Genomic DNA, 25,364 nt, shown 5'->3' with positions numbered 1-25,364 from the left:
CAGTTTTTTCATACTTTCCCGACCGCTTTTTCACCCCTGCAACGCCAGTCTGCCCCCGGCCAGAAAACCAAGAACCGGCCGTCATACACTGGAGCCTTACGTGCAATGAACAAACTTCCTCAAATCACCCTGGCCTTCTGGGTCATGAAAATCTGTGCGACGACCCTGGGGGAAACTGCGGGGGATTTGCTGTCGATGACCCTCAATGTCGGCTATGCCATCAGCTCGCTTATTCTGATCAGCGTGTTCGTCCTGACCCTGATTACGCAACTGATGGCCAAGACCTACAAGCCGTTGCTGTACTGGATCGTGATCCTGTCCACCAGCACCGCCGGCACCACCATGTCCGACTTCATGGACCGCACCCTCGAGTTGGGGTATGCCACCGGGTCGATGATCCTGATTGCGATCCTGCTGGCGATCTTCGCCGCGTGGCGCCTGAGCGGTGATTCGCTCAACGTCAGCAAGGTGCAGACCTTCCGTGGCGAGATGTTCTACTGGATGGCGATTTTGTTCTCCAACACCCTCGGCACTGCGCTCGGTGACTACCTGGCAGATGATTCGGGCCTGGGGTTTGCCGGTGGCGCGTTGCTGATCGGCTCGACGATTGCCGTGGTCGTGCTGCTGAAATACTTCACGAAGATTTCCACGGTGGTGCTGTTCTGGGTGGCGTTCGTGCTGACCCGGCCGTTCGGTGCGACCTTGGGTGACTTGATGACCAAGTCCCACGAGAAGGGCGGGCTGGACTTTGGCACCATCGGTTCGTCGGCGGTGCTGGCGGGGATTCTTCTGGTGATGATTGTCGGGGCGTCGTATGCGCAGAAGCGCTATGGCAAGCAGCAGGTTGCCGAGTTGACTTAATACCGAGTTGACCTCATTCGCGAGCAAGCTCGCTCCCACAGGGTAATGGGGTGCCCACAGAATATGTGAACACCACCGACCACTGTGGGAGCGAGCTTGCTCGCGAAGGGGCCAGAACAATCACCACAATGGTGACTGAATCTACACCGGTCAGTCAGTCACGATCCGCGAGTGCTTCTGGGTGTCTTTCATGGTGATGTACACCAGCAACGACACCGCGATGCACGCCGTCACGTACCAGTAGTAACCGGTCTCCATGCCGATGCTCTTGAACCACAGCGCGATGTATTCGGCGGTACCGCCGAAGATCGACACGGTCAGTGCGTACGGCAGGCCAACGCCCAGCGCGCGGATTTCGGTCGGGAACAATTCGGCTTTCACCACTGCGTTGATCGAGGTGTAGCCGCTGACGATGATCAGCGCCGCCATGATCAGGAAGAACGCGCCCCACCAGCTCTGAATCGTGTGCAAGGTCATCAGGATCGGCACGGTGAAGATCGTCCCCAACACGCCGAAGGCGATCAGGATCGGACGCCGACCGATTTTATCGGACAGGCCGCCAATGATCGGTTGCAGGCACATGAACAGGAACAGCGTGGCGGCAGAAATGGTGGTCGAGTCGGAGATGCTCATGCCGACGGTGTTCACCAGGTATTTCTGCATGTAGGTGGTGTAGGTGTAGAACGCCAGGGTGCCGCCCATGGTCAGGCCGACCACGGTCAACAGCTCTTTCGGGTGGCGCATCAAGGTGCGCATCGCGCTTTCCTTGGACTTTTCTTTCTTGGTGAACGACTCGGTTTCTTCCATGCCGCGACGCAGATACAGCGCCACGATGGCACACAGCGCGCCGATGGCGAACGGAATACGCCAGCCCCACGCGTACAGTTGCTCGGTGGTCAGCACGTTCTGCAGCACGATCAACACGCCCAGCGCGATGAGCTGGCCGGAGATCAGGGTCACGTACTGGAAACTGGAGAAGAAGCCGCGACGTTCCTTGGTCGCCATCTCCGAGAGATAGGTCGCCGAGGTGCCGTATTCGCCACCGACCGACAGGCCTTGCAGCAGACGGGCGAACACCAGCAGGATCGGCGCGCCGATACCGATGGTTTCGTAGTTCGGGCTGAGGGCGATCAGCAGCGAGCCGAAGCACATCAGGTAGACCGAGGCCATCAGGGCTTTCTTGCGGCCGACCTTGTCAGCGTACAGGCCCATCAGCCAGCCACCGATCGGACGCATCAGAAAACCCACGGCGAAGATCGCGGCGGTGTTCATCAGTTGCGCGGTGGAGGAACCGGCGGGGAAAAAGGTTTTGGCGAAGTACAGCGAGAAGGCGGCATACACATACCAGTCGTACCACTCGACCATGTTGCCGACAGAACCGCTGAAGATCGATTTGATCCGGCTGGCTGTGGTTTTTTCTTTGGCCGGCACGGCCGCCGACCCAAGAGGCAGGGCGTTGGAGTTATCCATTGAAGGATCCTTCGTTTAATTGTTTTTGTGGAGCGCGTCGAAACGCAGCCTGCGGGGGCTGTAGCAGGAGCTGTGCCAACGGGGGGAGGGCCGGTTTAGAGGGGGTGACGGGATTGAGTGAGCGGGATATCGCCGAAAGATTTGGTTTGATGAGCGGATTTCCGCTCATTGGGGCGAAGATCAGAAGCCCCTCACCCTGGCCCTCTCCCGGAGGGAGAGGGAACTGACCGAGTGGATTGTTCGAGGTGCACCGGCCTGAGATATCGAGTCGAACTCAGGTTTTGAATAGCACAAAGATCGGCTCCCTTTCCCTCTACCCCTTGGGGGAGAGGGCTGGGGTGAGGGGGATGGATCCCGGCCACACCAAAAATCCCGACCCAGCCTCATTCAGCCAAAAACATCTCCCGGCTCAACCCATGTCGCTGCATCTTTTCATTGAACGTGCGGCGCGGCAGTTGCAGTTCTTCGAGCACCGCTTTCACATCGCCCCTATGCCGGGTCAATGCCGCGCGCAGACACTGCGCTTCAAACGCTTCCTGCTGCGCGGCGAGGGACTGGCCCGGATCGATTCCTTGCACCGGCTCATCCAGCCCCAGCACCTGGCGTTCGGCAACGTTGGCCAGTTCGCGCACATTCCCCGGCCAGTCATGGCTGAGCAGGTGACTCAACTGCGCGCCGCTCAATGGCGCAAACGTTCGCCCCAGGCGCTGCGCGGCGCTTTGGGCGAAGTTGTCGAACAACAACGGAATGTCTTCGCGACGATCACGCAACGGCGGTAAACGCAGTTCGGCGACGTTCAGGCGATACGCCAGGTCTTCCCGAAAACGTCCGGCCCGGGCTTCGTCGAGCAGGTCGGGTTTGGTCGCCGCGACAATGCGCAGATCCACGCGAATGCTCTGGTTCGAGCCCAGGCGTTCGAGTTTCTGCTCCTGCAGCACCCGCAACAGTTTCACCTGTTGGGCCAGCGGCATGCTTTCGATTTCATCGAGGAACAGCGTGCCGCCATCGGCGTATTCGAGTTTGCCGATGCGCTTGCCCGATGCACCGGTGAAGGCACCGCTCTCGTGGCCGAACAGTTCGGCCTCGAACAACTGTTCAGGGATCGCCGCGCAATTGAGGGCGACGAAGGGTTTGTCCGCTCGGGAGCCAAAATCATGCAGGCAACGCGCAACCAGTTCCTTGCCGCTGCCAGTCTCGCCACGGATCAACACGTTGACCGGCAACGCGGCCAGCTCCAGCACTTGCCGACGCAAGGTCTGCAGGCCACGGGACACGCCGAGTAGTGTCGCGTCGAGTCGGGCGCGGTGATCGGCCAGCTCGTGCAGGGCGCGGTTTTCCAGCACCAGCCGACGTTTCTCCAAGGCGCGGCGCAGGCTGCCGAGCAGGGTTTCCGGGCTGAACGGTTTCTCCAGAAAGTCGTAGGCGCCATCGCGCATCGCTTCGACGGCCATGGGCACATCGCCGTGCCCCGTGAGCAGAATCACCGGCAGATCGGCATCGCGCTTCTGCACGTCGGCCAATAACGCCAGGCCGTCCATACCGGGCATGCGCACGTCGCTGAGGATCACCCCGGCAAAGTGCGCGGGCAGGGCGGCGAGGCATTCTTCGGCGCGGCTGAACAGCTGCACGTCGAATCCCGACAGGCTCAGCCACTGTTCGACGGCGTTGCGAATGCTGCTTTCGTCATCGACCACCATCACTGAGTTGAGCATCAGATATGCGCCTCCAGATCGATCGGCAAAGTCAGGGTGAACACCGCGCCACTGTCACCATTCTCGACGCTCAGGCGGCCGCCGGATTCATGCACGATGGCAAACGAGACCGCCAGTCCAAGCCCCAGTCCGTCGCCCACCGGTTTGGTGGTGAAGAACGGATCGAACACCTGGCTCAGGTGTTCTTCGGCAATCCCGCCGCCGTTGTCGATCACGCTCAAGCGCCACAACTGTTCATCGGCTTGCAGGCGGATTTCCAGGCGCTTGCACGGTTTGCCGTGCATTGCATCGAGGGCGTTGCGCAGCAGGTTGATCAGCACCTGTTCGAGACGGATGGCATCGCCGCGCATCCACGCCGGGCGGGTCAGGTGCAGCACCAGGCTGACCTGTTCGTCACGCAGCCGCGCATCGAGCAACTGCAGCGACTGATCGACCACCGTCGCCAGATCCAGCCGCTCGCGCAACCCGCTTGGGCTTTTGCGCGCGAAGGTTTTCAGGTGCCCGGTGAGGGCGGCCATGCGCGTGAGCATCTCGTCCACCGGTTTGAGCGCCTTGTAGGCGTCGTCGACGCGGCCATGATCGAGCAGCAGGCGCAGGGTCGCCAGTTGCATGCGCTGAGCGGTCAGCGGCTGATTGATCTCGTGGGCGAGGGCGGCGGACATTTGCCCGAGTGCGGCGAGTTTCGCCGATTGCACCAGCCCCTCTTGCGCGGTGCGCAGGTCTCGGGTGCGCTCTTCGACTAACTGTTCAAGCTCTTCACGGCTGCGCTGGCGCAACTTCGCCAGACGCCAGCGCTGGTTGAGGAACAGCAGCAGAAACACCAGCGCCAGCCACACTCCGGCGGCGGCCAGGCCGGCGTTGCGCAGGTCTTCGAATGCCACTTGCGGGCGTCGCAACAGATGCAGGGTCCAGCCTTCGGTGCTGAGCGGCAGCGATTCCCAGAGATAATCCGCAGTGCCTTGCGGACCTTCGACCCGGCGCAGATCGCTGTTGTCATCGAAGCGCCGCAGCGACAGATGCGTCAAGGGTACGAGCGCCTGTTTATCGTACTGACGGGTGGCCTTGATCTCGGCCAGATCGGCGCTGTTCAACGTCCGCAACGAGCGATAGCGCCAGCCGGGCTGGTTGGCGATAAAGACGATGCCGCGGGCATCGCTGACCAGCAGGGTGTCTGTGCCCTGACTCCATTCGCGCTCAAGTTCAGGGAATTCCAGCTTGACCACCATCGCCCCGAGGAACTCGTCCTTGTCGCCCAGCACGGCGCTGGAGAGGAAATAACCGGGAATGCCGCTGGTCACGCCTACCGCATAAAAGCGCCCGCTGCCCTGGGTGCGGGTCTGGTTGAAGTAAGGACGGAAACCGTAGTTGTGACCGACGTAACTGCTCGGCAGACGCCAGTTGCTGGCCGCTACGGCGAGGCCCGTGTGATCGAGCAGTTCAAGGGTCGAGGACTGCGCCGCGCCGTTGATCTTTTCCAGTTTCAGATTCAGCGCCGATTGTTCCTCGGCATCCACGGGACCGGCCAGCGCCGCACGCAACTGCGGATCCAGCGCCAGCACCGCAGGCAGGGCACGGTAGCGGTCGATCAGGGTGTGCAACGAGTTGGCGTAGAGCACCAGTTGCTGATTGGCGCGGGCGGCGTCTTCTTCCAGCGCCTGGCGCTCGGCGTGGCGGATGGCAAGCGTTGCGGCAATGGCCGCGCCGGCGATGATCAGCAGGGTATACAACGACAGACGCAAGGTACGGGAAGTCGGCAGCATGCTGGGCAGATGGATGGCAGGTCGGGCGGGCAAGATAGCATGGGCCGGACGGGTCCGGCGCGCTGTTCGCGCCGGCCATACGGGTCACACAAACGTTTCAAGCTGACTTTGCCGGCGTGGCAGATTCAACCGGGGTTTCGGGATGGGTCTGGGTCTCGGTTCGTCGGCGATCGAGCGCTCCAGTTGTTGCAGGCGTTCGCTCACGCCCACTGCCGCGCCGGGAGCGTCGAGTAGCGCCTGAGCGGTCTCCATGACCTTGTCGATGGCGTCGAACGGATCGAGACCGGTCCTCGCCAGCTTCAATACCTGACGTTGCTTTTCAGCGTCCAGTGCCCTCAGTTGCGCATAGAACAGATCCTGAACAGGTGCCGCGTAGGTGTTGAGGTTGTCGGTGAAATTCTTGATGCCGTCGATCAGGGCTGCCCCCCCGTTGATCAGGTCTTTTGCACCGTCGACCACGCTGGACACCGTCTCGCCTGCTGTATTGAGGCCATCCTTGAGTTCCTGCGTGTGCAGCGTTTGCGCCAGTTTCAAACCCTTCTTGAAAAAGTGGTAACGCAGCAACGGGAAAACGATTGCACCGACGATCGCTCCGACGCCTGTACCGATGGCATTGCCGATCCCAGGGACCGCAGTGCAGATGACGCTGCCAATGGCGATACCTTTGCCGACTCCATAAAAGACCGATTTGATGCCGGGCCTGGACTTGATGAACTTGCCGAACGTCATGCTCTTGCGCAGTTCTTCAATGTCGGCGCCTTCGGGAACCAGGCCATCGAATTCGCGGGTTAGATTGTGTAGCTGGTCTGCCGCCGTTTTGGCTTTATCGAATAGCCCGACGGCTTTCTTGACCAGGTTGAAAATGACTTTGGACGTGCCTGTCTGGTCGACATGGACAATCGGGTTGTTGCCGACGAATCCATACAGATTCAACCCGTCGACGGCTCCCGCCGGATCGGCACTGAGCCAGCGCTGCAGCCATGGCGCGTAGTAGCGCGCACCGTAGTAATACAAACCGCTGACATCCATCTCCTTGCCTGAGTAACGCACGGTTTTATAGTCGATCCCGTCTGCCGGGTACTTGAGCATCCAGGCGGTGGCGCCAAACGGGTAATACCCTTCGTGGCTGATGATCTGTGCCTGCTGATCGAGTTCCATCACGCAGGAGCCGAGGTGGTCGTCGAGGCTGTAGCGCAGTTGATCGTCGTCGACGCCCTTGGGTTTGTTCTGTGCCCAATGCAGGCAGCGTGCGTTACCGACGCTGATGACGTGCAGTTCTTCGCCATTGTCGCGGGTGCGGATTTCCAGTCCCGGCAGGTAGCGCACTTGATGAAAGTGTTCAGTGTTGGCCGTATAAGTCTGGTGGCGCTTGAACACGCGCAGGCCCTGGCTGTAGCGGTAATGCTCGGCGTCGTGGCGACCGTCCTCGCGGTGGATCAGGGTGACGCTGGTCAATTCATCGCGCGCGTTCCAGTGCAGGGCTTGCCCCGGTTGCACGGCTTGCTGATTGCCATGGCGGTCGAACAGTGTGTCGAAATCCGGAACCGGTTGCCCCTGCGCCCAGCGCACGCCGCGGTTGCTGTGTGGGTCAATGCTCAACTGTTGCGTGTGATTGGCGCCGGCCCGGACATGTTTGAGTTCGATGAGGTTGTTACCGGCGTCGTACCGGTAGCTCTGGGTGTAATTGAGGCGGTTGATCGGATCGGTCGGGGTTGGCAGGCCGGGAATGTCGGTGAGCGGGCCATCGTCGTAGCCGCTGGCGCTGGTCAGCCGATACAGCGAGTCGTAGCTGAAATGGCGACGGCCATCGACGCGCTGATTGGCGAAATGACTCGGGGTAAACGCGTGGTCGTCGATGCGGGTGATGTTACCCATGGCGTCGTAAACGTATTCGAAATCCTGCAGGGGCGCCTGCGCTTGTTTCTGCGCCGATTGTCTTCGCAGACGGCCATCGGCAGGATCGTAGCTCCACTGGCAAATGACATCATTGCCGCCCCGTTGCTCAACGATCTGTGCAGCCGCGTTGTATTGCGCAGCGAGCAGTACCGGCCGCCATGTGGTTTGATCTTTCAGTTGCAGCTGGACCTGTTTGAGTTGCCCCGAGAGGTCGTAGCGCCATTGTTGCCGGTGACCCGCGGCGTCGATTTGCTCCAATGCTGCGCCCAAGGGGCTGAAGGCGTGGCGCGTGGTGAATGCCTCGGCATCATGAAAGCGGCGGGTTTGCTCCAGTGCCTGACCGGACAAGCTGTAGCTGGGCAGGCGCAGTGTGCCTGACGGATCAGTCTGTTCCTGCCGTTGTCCGCGCAGATTGTGCCCGGGGTCAGCCGTGGAATCGGCGTAGGTAAATATTTCGACATCCACCTCGTCGTTTTCTGCGACCGCCACGACACGCAACTGACGGTCGTAGCGCATGCGCCAATGACTGCCGCGTGCATCCCAGCGATCCAGCACTTCACCGGCCATCCCGGCAAGGTGCAGACGCCATCCGGCGTCAACGCTGTCGATTTTCAAAGGTGTGCCGGGCAAGCTGTAATACGTGACGAGGCTAGCCCGCGGTAGCCGCGGATCCCACTGTTCGACTAACTGTCCCGCTGCATTGTGGTGCTGGCAGGTAACAAGACGTTCCACTACGCCATCCGCTACCTGACGAAAGTACGCTACACGCTTCACCGGCAAGGTCCGAGGATCATGGATGTACAGGTCGGGCGTACGAAAGTGCGGTGTTTTATTCATATGCTGGTTCCAGTAATCCCTTCGCCTGCCGTTGCTCCCGGATGTTGTGGGGGCTGCGATCCCCGTGTTCTAGGCTGCTCGTTGTGCGTTGTACTGGCGATACCTTCCAATCAGTTCAAGGTTGCGATTGGCTTGTGCGATTCGTACCGATATTTGCGCTTGAATCTCATCCCGACGGATCATCCCGCCCTGGCTGGTGCCAACATTTTTTGTGAGCATGTCGTAGGCGTAATTCAATGATCCGAGAACACCTTCGGAATAGAATTCGTTGAACTCCAATCGAGCGAACGCGGCGTTGACTTCAATTCGGTCCTGATTCAGGAGGTCGATAATCAGGCCGAGACCTCGCTCTAAATCGTCGATGGTCGAGTCTTGCAGGCCCACCACTGCGGCAGCGACATCGCTCCCTGATTGGGCGATTGCCATCAGGTCACTTGCAGCGGGCACGCCCACGTGCCCAAGTGCTGTTGAAGTGACGACTGAAGCGATTTGTTTTCTTCCCTGCCCGCTGCGTGGGTCGTAACCCATGACAAATTTTTTGGCGAATTGCAGCGGTCGGTTCAATACACCCACCGTGGCTTCGGTATGCAGGCTTTCTGGATTGATTTTCCGAGGGTCAGGCAAAATGGGGGTCGAGAAGTTTTTGTAAATACTCAGCTTCTCCACAACTTTACTCACGATAGTACTGGCTATCGTTGGGACAAAAGGCACGTTGGGAGCAATACTGGAAACCAGAGCGGCAGCGCTTGTACTCGCACCCGCTTTTGTCAGGTGATAGGCAGTGTTCACCGCAAAGCGTTTTCCGATACTCGCGTTGCTGAACAGGTTGTTCAGTTGAACATCCATGGCCTGCATCTCGATTCCCAAGGTATCCAGCACTTTTGTGTAGTCTTCGATGTCCTGTCGGTCATTGTCAGGCGTGTCTTTGCTGGTGCCGTCGTTATCAATGAAGACCAGCGGGTTATTGCCGACGAATCCATACAGATTCAACCCGTCGACGGCTCCCGCCGGATCGGCGCTGAGCCAGCGCTGCAGCCATGGCGCGTAGTAGCGCGCACCGTAGTAATACAAACCACTGACATCCATCTCCTTGCCTGAGTAACGCACGGTTTTGTAGTCGATCCCGTCTGCCGGGTACTTGAGCATCCAGGCGGTGGCGCCAAACGGGTAATACCCTTCGTGGCTGATGATCTGTGCCTGCTGATCGAGTTCCATCACGCAGGAGCCGAGATGGTCGTCGAGGCTATAGCGCAGTTGATCGTCGTCGACGCCTTTGGGCTTGTTCTGTGCCCAATGCAGGCAGCGTGCGTTACCGACGCTGATGACGTGCAGTTCTTCGCCATTGTCGCGGGTGCGGATTTCCAGCCCCGGCAGGTAGCGCACTTGATGAAAGTGCTCAGTGTTGGCCGTGTAAGTCTGGTGGCGCTTGAACACGCGCAGGCCCTGGCTGTAGCGGTAATGCTCGGCGTCGTGGCGACCGTCCTCGCGGTGGATCAGGGTGACGCGGGTCAATTCATCGCGCGCGTTCCAGTGCAGGGCTTGCCCCGGTTGCACGGCTTGCTGATTGCCATGGCGGTCGAACAGTGTGTCGAAATCCGGAACCGGTTGCCCCGGCGCCCAGCGCACGCCGCGGTTGCTGTGCGGATCAATGCTCAACTGTTGCGTGTGATTGGCACCGGCCCGGACATGTTTGAGTTCGATGAGGTTGTTACCGGCGTCGTACCGGTAGCTCTGGGTGTAATTGAGGCGGTTGATCGGATCGGTCGGGGTTGGCAGGCCGGGAATGTCGGTGAGCGGGCCATCGTCGTAGCCGCTCGCGCTGGTCAGCCGATACAGCGAGTCGTAGCTGAAATGGCGACGGCCATCGACGCGCTGATTGGCGAAATGACTCGGGGTAAACGCGTGGTCGTCGATGCGGGTGATGTTACCCATGGCGTCGTAAACGTATACGAAATCCTGCAGGGGTGCCTGTGCTTGTTTCTGCGCCGATTGTCTTCGCAGACGGCCATCGGCAGGGTCATAGATCCACTGGCTGATGACATCATTGCCGGCCCGTTGCTCAACGATCTGTGCGGCCGCGTTGTATTGCGCAGCGAGCAGTACCGGTAGCCATGTGGTTTGATTTTTCAGTTGCAGCTGGACCTGTTTGAGTTGTCCGGCCACGCCGTAGCGGGAACGTTGCCGATGACCGCCGGCGTCGGTCTGTTCGAGTAACGTGCCGAGCGGGCTGAGCACCCGGTCATGGGTGAATGCCTGGTCATCGTGAAAGGTACGGCGCTCTTGCAGAGGCTGGCCGCTGAGGGCAAAGCTGCCTGTGTGCAGCGTGCCCGAGCGATCCTTCAGTGTGTGTAACTGGCCGCGCAGGTTGTGTCCGGCGTCAGCCGTAGCGTCGGCATAGATGAATACATCGACATCGGGCTGGTCGTTTTCGGCGAGCGCCAGCACCCGCAGTTGTTCATCGAATGTCGTGCGCCAATGGTCGCCGCGTTCGCTCCAGCGCTGCAGTGGTTCGGCGGCAAGCCCCGGCAAGGTCAGGCGCCAGCCGGCGTCGACGCTGTCTGTTTTCAGCGCCTCGCCGTCGAGGCGGTAAACCGTGGTCAGGCACGGCACAGGCAAGCGCGGATCCCACTGTTTTACCAGGCGCCCGGCAGTGTCGTGCTGGCGGCGAGTGGTCTGGCGCTCAGTGTCATCACCGGCCGCATTGCGCAAGTACGCGACGTCGCTGACCGGTAGCGTTCTGGGGTCATGGGCGCGCAGCGTCGGCGTATGCCAATGCACTGAAGGGGTCATCCTCGCAAGCTCGGACAGTGCCATATCAGGCCGCCTTTTTCTTGTTGGCTCGCGCCTGCTTCAGCAAAAACTGATTGTCCGTGGTGCCCATTTCCTTGTACCAGCCGACCATCGCCTGGGCGCGTGAAATGTGGCGCAAGGCGGCATTGGTTTGTTGGCGCATGCCCGCGCGAGTGATCGGCGCCAACCGTTGCCCGGAGGTCATATGGGTCACGTTGGGCAGCATCTCGGCGGGCAAAATGACGTCAGTGCCCAGCACGTCAAATGCGCTCTCTGCCCAGCCTGCGCGTTGCTCTACTGCGGTTTTCCATTCATTAAGCATGTTCTCGATTTTTTCGATTTTCGCTGGGTCAAGCCGGTTTTTGATGTCCTCGGCATCCTGCGCTTTTTTAAACAGACTCAGAAAGTGCGGGACGATCGATATCGCTGCGCCAAGCACCCTGCCGATGAGGAACTCAGGGTTGAGTACGGCGTTGAGCGCCGGGTTTATCAATTCGCTCTTTATGTCTTTCCACGATTCGATCTCTTTGACAGGGCGGTCAATGCCCAAACTTTTGTCAATGGCGCTGACAGACATTTGCGAGGTCTGCGGAATCAGTGGACCTAAATTGATCCCGACACTTTCCGTCACCGGATCGAGCATTTTCGCTGCGAGATCGCCGGCGGCATTGCCGCCGGAAACTCCCCCGACCGTCGGATAGGCGGCGACTTCAGTCGGAGGCGGAATAATGCCGTCGACAAATCCGCTGCCGAGACTTCCACCCTTTGTGGTGGCTGTATACCAATACCCAGTTTCGACGACCAGGCTCAGTACCATGGTTCTGTTGAGGCCAAGCGGATGGAGGATGTTATGCAGCTGGTCCACTACCTGTGTGGAATAAGCATTGATGACTGAAATAAATTCCGACGTCACCATAATCAGGGTTTCCGCACGCGCGTTGCCGTCAGGATCGATGTAGCGCATCGGGTTATTGCCCACAAACGCATAAAGATTCGGGCCATCTGCCTGCTCTGTGTCCGCACTGACCCAGCGCTGCAACCACGGCGCGTAATAGCGCGCGCCGTAGTAGTACAAACCGCTGACATCCATTTCTTTGCCGGAATAACGGATGAATTTGTAGCTCACCTCGACCTCATGCTCGCCGACCATCCACGCCGTTTCGCCAAAAGGGTAATAGCCCTCGTGGTTGATCAGCCCGGCCTGTTGATCGAGTTCCATGACACAGGAACCGAGGTGATCGTCGAGGCTGTAACGCAGTTGGTCGGCGTCGGCGTCTTTGGGCTTTTTCTGCGCCCAGTGCAGGCAGCGCGCGTGAACGAGACTGATGACGTGCAACTCTTCACCGTTGTCTCTGGTGCGGATTTCCAGCCCTGGCAGGTAGCGCACCTGCTGAAAGTGTTCGGCGGTTGCGGTGAAAGTCTCGTGGTATTTGAGCACCCGCGCGCCCTGACTGTAGGTGTAGTGCTCAGCGTCACTGCGCTGGTTTTCGCGGGGGATCAGGATCACCTGTTGCAGTTCGTCGCGAACATTCCATTGCAGGTTCTGGCCGGGCTGCACGGCTTGTTGATTGCCATGGCCGTCGAACAGCCTATCGAACACCGGCTCCGGATCGCCCGGTTTCCAGCGCACCCCGCGATTGCTCTGTGGGTCGATGCGCATCGTCCGGGTGTAGGCATTCGTGGCCCGCGCATGGCGCAGTTCGATGAGGTTGCCGCCGCAGTCATACTGGTACGTCTGGGTGTAGTTGAGGCGATTGTTCGGATCGCCCGGCTGTGGCAGACCGGGAATGTCTGAGGGCGGGGCGTCGTCGTACCCCGTGGCGCGAGTCAACCGATAGAGCGAGTCGTAGCTGAAATCACGGTGGCCATTGACGAGCTGGTTGGCGAAGTAAACGGGCTGGAACGCGTGATCTTCGATGCGGCTGATATTGCCGACCCGGTCGTGAAAGTATTCGAAGTCCTGTAGAACCTCGCCGGCCTCCTTGCGGCTCGACTGAGTGTGCAGACGCCCGTCCGCCAAGGCGTAGGTCCAGCGGCTGCGCACCCGGTTGCCGGCCAGTTGCTCGATGATCTGCGTGGCAGCGTTGTACTGCATATCCAGCAACACCGGCTGCCAGTCAGTCTTGCCGCTGACACGCAGATGCACTTGTTTGAGCTGTCCGGCCAGGCCGTAGCTTGAGCGTTGCCGATGGCCGCCGGCATCGGTCTGCTCCAGTAGCGCACCGAGCGGGCTGAACCGCCATTGACTGGTGAAGGTTTCGCCATCCTCGAAGGTCCGGGTCTGCGTCAGCGCCTGGCGGGTGAGGGCGAAGCTGTCCGTGCTTAGCGTGCCCGAGCGATCTTTTTGTGTCAGCAGCTGGCCGCGCCGATTGTGAGCAGCATCGGCGCTGGCATCGGCGTAGGTAAACACATCGACATCAGCCTCGTCGTTTTCGCTGAGTGCGATCACCCGTAGTTGCTCATCGAAGGTCGTGCGCCAACGCGTACCGCGCTCGTCCCAGCGTTGCAACGGCTCGCCGGCCAGACCGGGCAGGTGAAGGCGCCAGCCGGCGTCGACGCTGTCGGACTTGAGCGCTGAGCCGTCGAGGCCGGGAACCGAAACCCGACAGGGCACTGAAAGGCGCGGATCCCATTGCTCGATCAGCCGTCCTGCGGGGTCGTGATGCTGGCGGCTGGCCAAGGCTGCGGGCGTGTCATCCACCACCGTGCGCAGGTAGGCCACCTGTCGCACCGGCAGGCCGCGAGCATCGTTCACGGCCAGCGCCGGCGTGCGTCGATGCACATTGGCAGTCATGAGCGTGGCGACCTGGCGGGCGGTGACGGCTCGGCGGTGTCGTTGAAGTCTTCGCTGGCGCGGTACCAGGGGTGGTAGGTTTCGCGGGAAAAGTCGCCACGCGCATTGATCAGCTTGATGGACCGGCCCAACGGGTCATAGAACAGTTGATCGAAATAGCCGAGCTCTCGCAGTGACTGGTCATTGACGTAGCCATGGGTGTCGGCGAAAAACGGCCGGAACTGACGCACCGGCAAGCCCTTGTTGTTGTATTCGACACGCTCGCTGATACGCCAGCGCGGGTCGGCGTCGACTTCCACGAACTGGCCATCCTCGACGATCAGCGCGCCGTCGGCGTCGACCGCATACGCCTTGCCCGGATCGACCCGTTGCTGGGTTTGCAGGGCCCGGCCGAAGCCGTCGACGCAGGCTTTGATGATCTGGATCTGTGCCGGAATTTCGTCGTCAGGGTAGCGATCGGCGCTGAGCATCACGCTGTGCACCGGTTCGCGGTGAGCACTGGCGATGACTTCGCGCAACGCCTGTTCCGCAGCGGTCAGCACCGTGCGCTGCGCCAGTTGCCGGCGAGCACTGGCACGAATATGCCCGCTGGGCAGCACGTATCCCCGGGCGACCCATTCGGGGAGTGCAACTGCGCCCGCCGGCACTTGGCCCATCCAGCTGAACAAGTCCTTGCGCAGCGTGCTCGCGGCTTTTTGCACCGCGTCTTCGGGGGCTTCAATGGCCGGGTCCGGGCGATGATCTTCTGGCCGGATAAATTCGCTCAGGGACTTGAAACCTGCGGCGACGCCGCGCTCGGTGCCGTGAAAACTGCTGGCCAGCGGCTGTCCGGAAGGCTCGTAAATCACTTCTTCAATATTTTCATTGGCGTCGACGATGCGCTGCGGCAGCAGGGCGTGGTAGTCGTACTCGATGTGCGTGGTGCAGTGATCCGGCAGCTCGACGCGGATGATCGCCAGGTTGAAGTCGTCGTATTCGGCTTGGGTCGCGCCATGGCTGAGCGTTTCGCGGTAGCTGCGCACTTTGTAGAAACCGCTGAGGTCGGCATAAGTGGCGTAGCCGAAGTGCGCCGACCAGAGGTCTTGTTCGGCATCGATGGGCGGCTCGATCTCAAACAACAGCGGCATCGCGGTGTAACCGATTCTCTTCAGTTCGTCGCGGATATCGAAGGGCGGCGGTAAAACGTCGTAAGCCTGCAGCGCGGTCTTGTCCAACTGCGCCAGCTCCAGTGGCCCGGCAAGTGCGACAAAATCGGCCTGCCCGTCATCGAGCAGCGTCCCATCGGGCTTCACGTAACGTTGCACTGACTGCGTTGTCAGTACCCGCTGTTCATCCCAGTAGGCCGAATCCTGATGCGCGATCATGTCCTCATAACTGACCTGTTGCGCTGTCAAACCTTGCGGTAGCGAGCCTTTGGGCAACACCAGTGCATTGCTGCGCTGTTGCCACGGCAAACCGAGCCGCCACTGCTGCGGCTGGTCAGTCAGGTCAATGAACGTCGAGCGTGTTTCGCTCAGATAGAAGGATTGCTGCGCTGCATCGTGTGCATCGCGCCACCACTGTTGCTCATCCACATCGGTGAACGGCGGTGTGTCCGATTCGGTCAGGCGCCGCGCGTAGTTGACGGTCAGTGCATGGGTGGACAAACCGTGGGCGTCCCAGCGCAGATTGAGGTCGTGGCGGCACAGCGGATCGTCGATGAATGTGTCGTACTGGTAGCTGATGCTTTCCAGCACCAGCGGCAGCATTACCGCTGAGGCGTATTGGCCTCGGGCGCGGACTTCGCGCACCAGGTAGCGGTTCTCCTGCACCGCATAAGGGCTGGCAATGCCCGGGGCATCGAAGCCGTCCTCGGCGTAGGTTTCGCTGCGAATGACCGACCCCACCAGTGCCCGAGCGATTTCGTACTCGGTGTCGGCATCATGCGGCGTGATGGTTTCATCGCATTCGTCGGTGACGTGATAGCGGCTGAACAGGGTGTTGCCCAGCGGCCATGCCTGGTGATCACCATTGAAATAGGGCGCACGCGAACGATCCATGGATTGTCCGGTGTGAAACCAGGTACAGACCCGTACCGGCGCCGTAAAACCGCTCTCGTCATCGGCGCCGGCACGTTCGCTGTCGGTCTGTTGCAACTGGCCGAACCCGCGGAACTCACGCTCTCTGGCATCGTAGACGCCCTCGCGATAAAGGAAGTTCTGGGTCAGGCAATTGCCGGTGATTTCATCCAGTTGCCGTTGCTGTTTGACCACGGCCACGGCAAACGGCAAATGACAGATCGGCAGTTGTTTGAGTGCCAGTGTGCGTTGTTTCTCATCCAGCCACTCTTGCGCCGAACTGCGATAAACCACGCTGGCGCTACACCCCATGTTGTTGTTGCTCGCGGTCAGCAGATAGGGTTTGGCGGCGACGAAATCGTAGCGCCAGTGCTGCGGCGTGATGTGTGGCACCGTCAGGATCAGGCTTGCGCAGCCAAGCCCTTGCAGGTCGGCGAAACTGACCTGGTTTGAACGGTCGTAGCGCACGCCTTCAGGCCATGGCACGCTGATCGGCGTTTGTTCCAGCCCGTTCCCGCCACGGTTGCGGTAGATCTCGAACCCCTGCGATTGCAGATAAATCAGCGCAGGGGCGCCGCTGCCATCGAGGTCGGCGATGCGTACCCGCGCTGCATCGAACGTTTCGTACTCAAAGGGCAGGGCGCTGATCACCCGGCCTTCGCCAAACCTGCCGTGCCCCAGGTTCGGCCAGCATTTGATTTCGTCATGACGGATACGGCACAGCTCAGGCATGTCGCTGCCGAGCAGGTTGCCCAGCAGCACCAGTTCAGTGGGCGAGTTGCTGAACAACGGCAGGTGGTCATCAACGGGCACATGCAGCACTTCTTCGCCGGGGGCGAAGCCTTCCTCACGTCGGTTGGCATAGAGACGCACCGAGGTCGGCCCGATCAACCCCAGTGAACTGAGCCCGTCACCGCTCAGATCACCGAGTTGCGACAGCGTGTGGAAAAACTCCAGTGGAAATGCATTGAACGGGACGAAGTCGGCGAATTCACGCTGTGCATTGAGTGCGCGAAACGCACTGATACCCGGTTGCGCGCTGATCCAGTCGAGGCGGCCATCGCCGGTCAGGTCCGTCAGCAGTTGTTGCACCGGGCGCTTGCGATCGCCCAACGGAATGTTGTCCAGCGCCTGCCATGGCCCGTAGCCGATTTCATCGGTGCCTGAGGTTTGGCGCAGTGGCTCACGGTAATACCAGCACTGATCATAGCGACACAAAAAACCCGGCACGCCTTCGCCATAAAGGTCAACGCACTGGTAGAAACCGCCGTCTTCCACACCGGGTTGGTTATCGGTTTCGAGCAGGCGTGTGGGGGTGCGATTGATGTCGAACGTTGAATATTCGAACTCCACGGGCGGGCTGTTTTCGACGCCGCCACTGGCATCATAAGACTGATAGTGGGCGGCGCTGATCTGGCTGAAAGACCAGTCGCTGGAAGGCGTCGAATATTCCAGCAACAGGCGACGCACCAGCGCTGGCCTGATCGCCGGGTCATCGCTGAAACGATGAAACATCAGGACTTGCCGGCACAGCCGGCGGGTCGCCAGTTCAAAGCCTCGGCCGTAGGTCGAAAACGGGTCCTGGCGCGTGAGCCAGGGTTGCACCGTTGCGCCATCGTAGTCCGGTACATCGGCCAGCGCGGTGCTGCGCTCGCCGTAATCGAACAGCAACTGAAAGTGCCAGTCGAGTTCGGCGGGATTGTCGATCGTCCAGCTGTACAGATGGCTGCTGGCGGTGAAGTTGCCGTAGCACACACGGCGCAGATAGCGCTGGGCACGGTAGTCATGCACCGGGTCGGGATCCTGATCATCGGCCTTGTATTCAAAACAGATGTGTTCGCCACGGGCGTTCATGCTTTCGCACAGCAACCAGCTGGCGATTCGCCCTGGGGCCTCAGGATCGGCGAGCCGTGTGGCTTCGGTCTTGCCGTAAAGGTGTAGCGAGCCGTCGGCGCCGTGTATCAACCAGAATACCGGTGGATCTGCTTCTCGGGTCTGGCGCTGCCAGCGCTCGCGCAAGGCAAAATCGCTTTCGACTCGAGGCCAGTAGCGCACCACCCTGTGCGGGCCGATGTTGACGCCGTTGTAGGTGCTTTCTTCACGGAATTTGAGCTCGCCATCCTCGTCCAGCTCTGGCATCCACACTTCCCCATCGACGCCGATGATCTCGTCGTGATCGGTGTAACGCGGCACACCTTTATGGGTTCGGCGGCTGATCTGACCCACGCCGCCCAAGTGCCAGGACAGACCGAACGGACCGTTGCCGCTCTGACTGTTGTAGCTCAGCGAAAACTGTGGATCCCAGCCCCGGCCGGGGGAGGTCGGGATCGGCAGCTCGAACGATGCCGCGCCAGTCGGCCCCACGGCGCCCCAGCTTTTACCGATGGTCGCGAGCGATGCGCTTTTGGCGATGGCAGGTGTGGTGATGCTCAGTTCTTGTCGGTCAGGCATGCTCGAATCCATTGCGCACGGGGTTGGCGTGAATGGATTGACGCTATCAAGAATGGCATTGGAATTAACCTGTCAGATCTGACAGGTGCGCAAGAACATTTTGTATGCTTTGGCAGGTTTTTTATCGCATTGGGTTTGCACATGCAAAAACGGCCGGTCATCCCTGGGGATGAGCCGGCCGTTTTCATAGGGCGAAGCGCTTACTGCACTTCGACCGCCAGGCTTTCGCTGATCTTCTGTTGCCAGATCGCAGGACCGGTGATGTGCACCGATTCACCTTTGCTGTCCACCGCAACGGTGACCGGCATGTCCTTGACCTCGAACTCGTAGATCGCTTCCATGCCGAGCTCGGCGAATGCCAGCACCTTGGACTTCTTGATGGCCTGAGCCACCAGGTACGCGGCGCCACCGACGGCCATCAGGTACACGGCCTTGTTGTCCTTGATCGCGTCGATCGCGGTCGGGCCGCGCTCGGACTTGCCGATCATGCCCAACAGGCCGGTTTGCTCGAGGATCTGCCGGGTGAACTTGTCCATCCGCGTTGCGGTGGTCGGGCCAGCCGGACCAACCACTTCGTCACCGACCGGGTCAACCGGGCCGACGTAGTAGATGAAGCGACCTTTGAGGTCTACCGGCAGGGTTTCACCCTTGTTCAGCATCTCGACCATGCGTTTGTGCGCAGCGTCGCGACCGGTGAGCATTTTGCCGTTGAGCAGGACGGTTTCGCCCGGCTTCCAGCTCTGCACGTCTTCCGGGGTCAGGGTGTCGAGGTTGACGCGGCGAGCCGACGGGCCGGCTTCCCAGACGATTTCCGGGTAGGCGTCCAGCGGTGGCGCTTCCAGCGAGGCTGGACCTGTACCGTCGAGCACGAAGTGCGCGTGACGGGTGGCGGCGCAGTTCGGGATCATGCACACCGGCAGGGAAGCGGCGTGAGTCGGGTAGTCCATGATCTTCACGTCGAGCACGGTGGTCAGGCCACCAAGGCCCTGGGCGCCGATGCCCAGCTGGTTGACCTTCTCGAACAGCTCCAGGCGCATTTCTTCAATGCGGTTCTGCGGGCCACGGGCCTTCAGCTCGTGAATGTCGATGGATTCCATCAACACTTCCTTGGCCATCACCGCGGCTTTCTCGGCGGTGCCGCCGATGCCGATGCCCAGCATGCCCGGTGGGCACCAGCCGGCGCCCATGGTCGGAACGGTCTTGAGTACCCAGTCGACGATCGAGTCGGACGGGTTGAGCATGGCCATTTTCGACTTGTTCTCGGAACCGCCGCCCTTGGCCGCCACGTCCACTTCCACGGTGTTGCCCGGGACGATGGAGTAGTGGATGACTGCCGGGGTGTTGTCCTTGGTGTTTTTACGAGCGCCCGCCGGGTCGGCGAGGATCGAGGCACGCAGGACGTTTTCCGGCAGGTTGTAGGCGCGGCGCACGCCTTCGTTGATCATGTCGTCCAGGCTCATGGTGGCGCCATCCCAACGTACGTCCATGCCCACACGCACGAACACGGTGACGATGCCGGTATCCTGGCAGATCGGCCGGTGGCCGGTGGCGCACATGCGCGAGTTGATCAGGATCTGCGCCATCGAGTCACGGGCCGCTGGCGATTCTTCGCGCAGGTAGGCCTCGTGCATCGCCTGGATGAAATCCACGGGGTGGTAGTAGGAAATGAACTGCAGGGCGTCGGCAACGCTCTGAATCAGGTCGTCTTGCTTGATCACGGTCATGAGTCGCGCTCCTCTAAAAAACGGTGGGGCAGCTACAAGCTTCTAGCTTCGAGCGGCAAGTTAAAGCAGTACGCGGACAGCTTGAGCTTGAGCTTGCCGCTTGAAGCTTGCGGCTCGTAGCTGTCCCTCTGTGGCGCGACGCTAAAAAGGCGCGGCAGTATACCGCGCCTCGATGGGGCGTACACGCGCCGGCAGTCATTCGTTGGTCGCATGGGTGGGCGAATATCGGACAGCGGGTTTGCACTTCAAGAGCTATCCCCTCACCCGAGTCCTCTCCCCAGGGGCGAGGGGGCCGATCTTCACACTGTTCAAACCTGAGTTCGACTCAGGGAAGGGTCCGATCTTCATGCTGTTCAAACCTGAGTTCGGCGCGATGTTTCAGGTCGGCGTACCTCGGATAAACCACTCGGTCAGTCCCCTCTCCCTCCGGGAGAGGGTTAGGGTGAGGGGCTTTTCAGGTCATGCATTTGACGTCAATTTTCGAGCCCGAAAATCGGTGGTCATTTATCGACTACGCCACTAAAGTGGCAGCCGGTCTGTAGAGTAGGACACTCGGTCAGCCTCTTATCGCACGGTGAGTCAACGATTGACCCATAACGCCATTCAACGTCTTTTGCTCAAACGCTTCGCCCTTGCTGCGGCCACCTATGGATTGGCTTTGCTGCTGCTGTGGCTGACGTTTTTCACCGGTCATTACGACCAGTCCCTGAGCTCCGTGGCCACTGGCAGCGCGCTGGTGGTGATCAGTCAGGCGACGCTGTTCGCGCTGTTCTGGAGCGGACGCAACCAGCGCTTTTCCGACCCCAGCCTGACCGAAGCGCAGGTGCTGCTCGGGCTCGGCTGGCAGACCTGGCTGATGGCGCATCTGGATGAAGCCCGCGGCGCGTTTCTGGTGTTTTACGTGCTGATCCTGTTGTTCGGCCTGTTTCACCTCAGTCGGCAGGCGTTCATCCGCTGTGCGCTGTTGGTGTTCTTCAGTTTTTGCACGATCACGCTGTGGGACGCCTATCAGTTTCGTCTGCGCGAGCCGGCACTCGCCGCGTTGCAGGTGTGCATTCTGGCCATGGTGCTGGCGTGGCTGGTGCTGTACGCGCGCTTCGTTCAAGTCTCGCGCCAACGCATGCGTCAGCGCCGGTTTGCCTTGCAGGCGCATCAGGACACCCTGCGCGGGATGATGCGTCAGCTCGAAGACCTGGTTGCCACCGACGAGCTGACCGGGTTGTTCAACCGCCGGCACTTTCTGCGCCTGGCCTCGCGCGAACTCAATACGATGGACAGCGATGTCGTGCACGGCCTGGCGCTGATCGATCTCGATCATTTCAAACGCATTAATGACCTGCACGGCCATGCCGCCGGCGATCAGGTGTTGCAGGCATTCGCCGGTGTCGCTCAGGCCTGTCTGCGCGACGGCGATGTGCTGGCGCGTTATGGTGGTGAGGAATTTGTGCTGCTGCTGCCCGATTGCGACGCCGAACGCCTGACCGCCTGCTGCGAGCGCTTGCGCATCGCCTTCACCGATGTCGAACTGGTCGGTCTGAATGTGGGCTCGCTCAGCCTGTCGGCGGGCATGACCTTGCTCGGCCTGGGTGACGATCTCGACGACGCCTTGCAACGTGCCGATCAAGCGCTCTACCGGGCCAAGCGTGACGGGCGCAATCGCTGTGCGGCGGCCTGGGAGAATGTCGATGCCTGAACTTCGCGTCGGTGAACGACAGTGGTCGGTGGCGGCGGGCAGCAACCTGCTCGACGCCCTTAATCAGAACGGTGTCGCCGTGCCTTACAGCTGCCGCGCCGGCAGTTGCCATGCCTGTCTGGTGCAATGTGTGCAAGGCCTGCCGGCGGACAATCGCCCGGACGCCTTGAGCGCCGAGCAACGCCAGCAGGGCTGGCGGCTGGCCTGTCAGTGTCAGGTGGTCGAAGACTTGCAGGTGCACACCTTCGATCCGCTCACCGACGGACGCCCCGCCGAAGTCGAGGCGCTGGACTGGCTCAGTGACAGCGTGCTGCGCCTGCGCCTGACCCCGCAACGTCCGTTGCGCTACAGCGCCGGACAACACCTGGTGCTGTGGCTCGATCACATCGCCCGGCCGTATTCGCTGGCGAGTCTGCCGGAAGAAGACCGCTTTCTCGAATTTCACCTCGACTGCCGCCAGCCCGGCGAATTCAGCGATGCCGCTCGACGGCTGCAGATCGGCGACCCGGTGCGCCTCGGCGAACTGCGCGGCGGCGCGTTGCATTACGACCCGGACTGGCACAGCCGGCCGCTATGGCTGCTGGCCGCCGGCACTGGCCTGGGCCCATTGTTCGGGGTGTTGCGCGAAGCCTTGCGTCAGGATCACCAGGGCGCGATTCGCATCATTCATGTGGCCCATGAGGCGAGCGAACACTATCTGGCCAAACCCTTGATGGCACTGGCCGCGCAGCGCGAAAACCTCAGTGTCGAGCTGTGGACGGCGGCCGAGTCAGCCGCCGCTTTGGCGCAACTGCGCCTTGTATCCCGGCAAACCCTGGCCTTAGTCTGCGGCTCAACCGCCAGTGTCGATGCCTTTGCAAAGCGTCTGTATCTGGCCGGACTGCCGCGCAATCAACTGCTGGCCGATGTGTTTCTGTCCCGCGGTTAAGCGCTGATATTCATGGGTTCGAAGAGCCTCTGATGAGGGGGCCTGTGTTGTGGAAGTGTCTGTGGCGAGAGAATTTATCCCCGCCTGGCTGCGCAGTGGCCCCATGATTTTGTGAGCGCTGCGCACTCAAACGGCGATAAACCCCCTCGCCACAGCCTCCCTTCACCCTCACTGACCTTCGCAACCCGGCACTGTTGAGAGATGCCATGACCGAAGCCATCCTGCTGGAGCGCGAACGCGGTTTACTGACCCTGCGCTTCAACCGTCCGGACAAGAAAAACGCCCTGACCCGCGCCATGTACAGCCGGCTCGCCGAGGCGCTGAAACAGGCCGACAGCGATCCTGCGATCACCGCCGTGCTGATCACCGGCAGTGCCGAGTGCTTCACCGCCGGCAACGACATTGCCGACTTCATCCAGCAACCGCCGAGCGACCTCGATAGCCCGGTGTTTCACTTCATGCTCAACCTGCTCGAATGCCGCAAACCGGTGATCGCGGCCGTGGCGGGGGCCGCGGTGGGCATCGGCACGACGCTGTTGCTGCATTGCGATCTGGTCTACGTCAGCCGCGACGCACGACTGCGCATGCCGTTCGTCAATCTTGGCCTGTGCCCCGAGTTTGCGTCCAGCCTGATTCTGCCGCGCCTGCTCGGTCAGGCCAGGGCGGCGCAGTTGTTGCTGCTCGGCGAAGGGTTTACCGGCGAGCAAGCGGCGGCGTGGGGCATTGCCAGTGAGGCGTTGGGCAGTGGCGCTGCGGCTTTGGCCAAGGCCCGGGAAATGGCGCTGCGCTTCGATGAATTGCCACCGCAAGCGGTACGGATCAGCAAGCAACTGATGAAGGCGCCGGATCGTGAATTGATCCGCCAGGTGATCGAGGAGGAGGGCGCGCTGTTCACCCAGCGGCTGCGTTCGCCGGAAGCGCTGGCGGCGTTGACCGGGTTTATCAAGCGGCAGTGAAAGATCGCCGCCTTCGACAGCAACGGCCGCGGGTGTGTGTTGACCCGACAGCGCTGGCGAAGGTGGCGAGCTATGGGTTCTTCAGAGTTCGCTCAGTCATGCTTGCGGGGCGATAAGCCCCCTGGCAACCCCCAACTGGTGATGATTATTGACGCGGACTGCTGCAAAAAACAGCACCGTGCGATCCGTGATCAAGGCGGACGCCATCCCGAAGGGGTCGGCATCGAACTGCAGCCAGCCCGTGCCCGCACCAAAGTTTTTGTCCAGGATGCCGGCGTCGGTGAATCGGGCCACGACGACCTGCGCGGGCTTATAAATGTGGCCATACACCAGAATGCTTCCGTCCTTCTGGACCGCCGCGTGATGCCAGTAAGTGTCACGGTCGTCCAGACTGGTCAGCAGCGGCTTGCCGCGATTGAACTGGATGTTGGTACTGCCATCGGATTCACGACTGACCAACAAACCGCATTCTGCGTCATCCAGCGTGTAACCGATGCCAAGCAAGCGTTGGTTCGTCTGCGCAACAAGACTTTCTAACAGAAAACTCATTGAAGCTTCCTGCGGTTCAATCAACCGATAGCCATCGTCCCCGAATGAGACGTCAGTTGCGCCAGTGGCAAGCAATCTCGTGAAGAGCGCACGGGATCCTTCATTAGCCAGGTTCCGGCAATAACCACTGAATACGTATTTGCCGTCAGCGCTGACCAGAACGTCGGTGAGGTGGGTATGCGCAAAATCGGCAAAGGCAATCCGGACGATGCCCGTCTGGTTGAAGTCGGGATCGAGCGCACCGTCCGGTGTCAGGCGAATGATCGCCGTTTGGGTTTCTTCCACGCCGTCATATACAGGCTCATGCAGCAGGATTTTGCCGTCAGGCAGAATCACACTGTTACCCGCGGCTGCGATGCCGGAGGAGGTCGACGGCGCTTGAAAACTGTGCGCCTGAATCTCGCCGATGCTGCCAAGTGCAATCAGCACTGTGCCGTTATTGCCGAATGTCGAGTCCGGAGTGCCATCGGGATGCAGACGGATCAGGCCTTTCCAGGTGTTGAAGGTGCCATCGTAATAGTGGCCGATCAGTAAGATTTTTCTATCGCTGAGTTCAACCACCTCGCTGATCTGCGAGTAGGAGCGCCCGCCACCGTTTTCGACAAACGCCGCGATGACATAACCGTCCTTGCCAAATGTCGGGTCGATCATCCCGTTTGCCGTCAGCCTCACGCAGTAGTAATCAACCCGCTGACGCTTGAGCTGCACATCGCCGACCACATACAGTCGACCGTCAGCATCAACGCCCATGCCTTTGGGGTTAACGCTGCCTTCGGGAGCGCCGGGAGCATTCAACAAGACCAGGCCGCCGTCACCAAAGGCGGGGTCGAGCTGTCCTTCATTGCGCAAAACCTTTGAATCAATGCTCATGTTCATCTCCTTGAAA

Annotated in this window: 13 protein-coding genes; 4 read left to right on the top strand and 9 right to left on the bottom strand. The window is 60.6% G+C overall.

Translation table 11 applies throughout. The annotated features are described in order from the left end of the window. The first annotated feature begins 105 nt into the window (after nt 1-105). Entirely contained in the window at nt 106-861 is a 756-nt protein-coding gene (locus HV782_RS22810; protein WP_186746795.1) for a COG4705 family protein, read from the top strand. Nucleotides 862-1,011: 150 nt separating this feature from the next. On the opposite strand, the gene HV782_RS22805 is transcribed toward HV782_RS22810, so the two are convergent. The 8 genes from HV782_RS22805 to HV782_RS22770 all read right to left on the bottom strand — a co-directional run bounded on the left by HV782_RS22805 (nt 1,012) and on the right by HV782_RS22770 (nt 20,352). Beyond that, complete coding sequence (locus HV782_RS22805) at nt 1,012-2,331, bottom strand: MFS transporter (RefSeq protein WP_123466343.1); 1,320 nt, start codon at nt 2,329-2,331, stop codon at nt 1,012-1,014. Between the two features lie 383 nt (nt 2,332-2,714). Next, nucleotides 2,715-4,043, bottom strand: a complete 1,329-nt coding sequence (locus tag HV782_RS22800; RefSeq protein ID WP_186746797.1) for a sigma-54-dependent transcriptional regulator — start codon at nt 4,041-4,043, stop codon at nt 2,715-2,717. After that, on the bottom strand, nt 4,043-5,803 hold the full coding sequence (locus HV782_RS22795; protein WP_186746799.1) for a sensor histidine kinase: 1,761 nt from the start codon (nt 5,801-5,803) through the stop codon (nt 4,043-4,045). The genes HV782_RS22800 and HV782_RS22795 overlap by 1 nt, the downstream gene beginning before the upstream one ends. An 84-nt stretch (nt 5,804-5,887) precedes the next feature. After that, nucleotides 5,888-8,536, bottom strand: a complete 2,649-nt coding sequence (locus tag HV782_RS22790; RefSeq protein ID WP_217890330.1) for an RHS repeat domain-containing protein — start codon at nt 8,534-8,536, stop codon at nt 5,888-5,890. 69 nt (nt 8,537-8,605) lie between these two features. Next, complete coding sequence (locus HV782_RS22785; RefSeq protein WP_217890329.1) at nt 8,606-11,326, bottom strand: RHS repeat-associated core domain-containing protein; 2,721 nt, start codon at nt 11,324-11,326, stop codon at nt 8,606-8,608. Nucleotides 11,327-11,351: 25 nt separating this feature from the next. After that, the gene (locus HV782_RS22780; RefSeq protein ID WP_367616126.1) at nt 11,352-14,048 is read right to left on the bottom strand and encodes an RHS repeat-associated core domain-containing protein; all 2,697 of its coding nucleotides are present in this window, start codon (nt 14,046-14,048) and stop codon (nt 11,352-11,354) included. A gap of 68 nt (nt 14,049-14,116) precedes the next feature. Next, a complete protein-coding gene (locus tag HV782_RS22775; RefSeq protein WP_186746808.1) occupies nt 14,117-18,628 on the bottom strand; it encodes a SpvB/TcaC N-terminal domain-containing protein in 4,512 nt (1,503 codons plus the stop codon). 200 nt (nt 18,629-18,828) lie between these two features. Beyond that, nucleotides 18,829-20,352, bottom strand: a complete 1,524-nt coding sequence (locus tag HV782_RS22770) for a fumarate hydratase (protein ID WP_085689500.1) — start codon at nt 20,350-20,352, stop codon at nt 18,829-18,831. 586 nt (nt 20,353-20,938) lie between these two features. Between HV782_RS22770 and HV782_RS22765 the strand changes: the two genes are divergently transcribed. The 3 genes from HV782_RS22765 (at nt 20,939) to HV782_RS22755 (ending at nt 23,929) form a co-directional block, all read left to right on the top strand. Further along, complete coding sequence (locus tag HV782_RS22765) at nt 20,939-22,045, top strand: GGDEF domain-containing protein (RefSeq protein ID WP_123467290.1); 1,107 nt, start codon at nt 20,939-20,941, stop codon at nt 22,043-22,045. Continuing rightward, a complete protein-coding gene (locus tag HV782_RS22760; RefSeq protein ID WP_128613704.1) occupies nt 22,038-22,973 on the top strand; it encodes an iron-sulfur-binding ferredoxin reductase in 936 nt (311 codons plus the stop codon). The genes HV782_RS22765 and HV782_RS22760 overlap by 8 nt, the downstream gene beginning before the upstream one ends. Before the next feature lie 206 nt (nt 22,974-23,179). Beyond that, entirely contained in the window at nt 23,180-23,929 is a 750-nt protein-coding gene (locus tag HV782_RS22755; protein WP_128613705.1) for an enoyl-CoA hydratase-related protein, read from the top strand. Between the two features lie 96 nt (nt 23,930-24,025). Here HV782_RS22755 and HV782_RS22750 read toward each other — a convergent pair whose 3' ends face one another. Further along, nucleotides 24,026-25,348, bottom strand: coding sequence for an NHL repeat-containing protein (locus HV782_RS22750; RefSeq protein WP_186746811.1), 1,323 nt, complete (start codon nt 25,346-25,348; stop codon nt 24,026-24,028). Nucleotides 25,349-25,364 lie beyond the last annotated feature (16 nt).

This window comes from Pseudomonas monsensis (genome assembly GCF_014268495.2).
GTDB classification, from domain to species: Bacteria; Pseudomonadota; Gammaproteobacteria; order Pseudomonadales; family Pseudomonadaceae; genus Aquipseudomonas; species Aquipseudomonas monsensis.
Note: the sequence above shows the minus strand (reverse complement) of the source record. Positions and strands in the feature narration are given on the sequence as shown.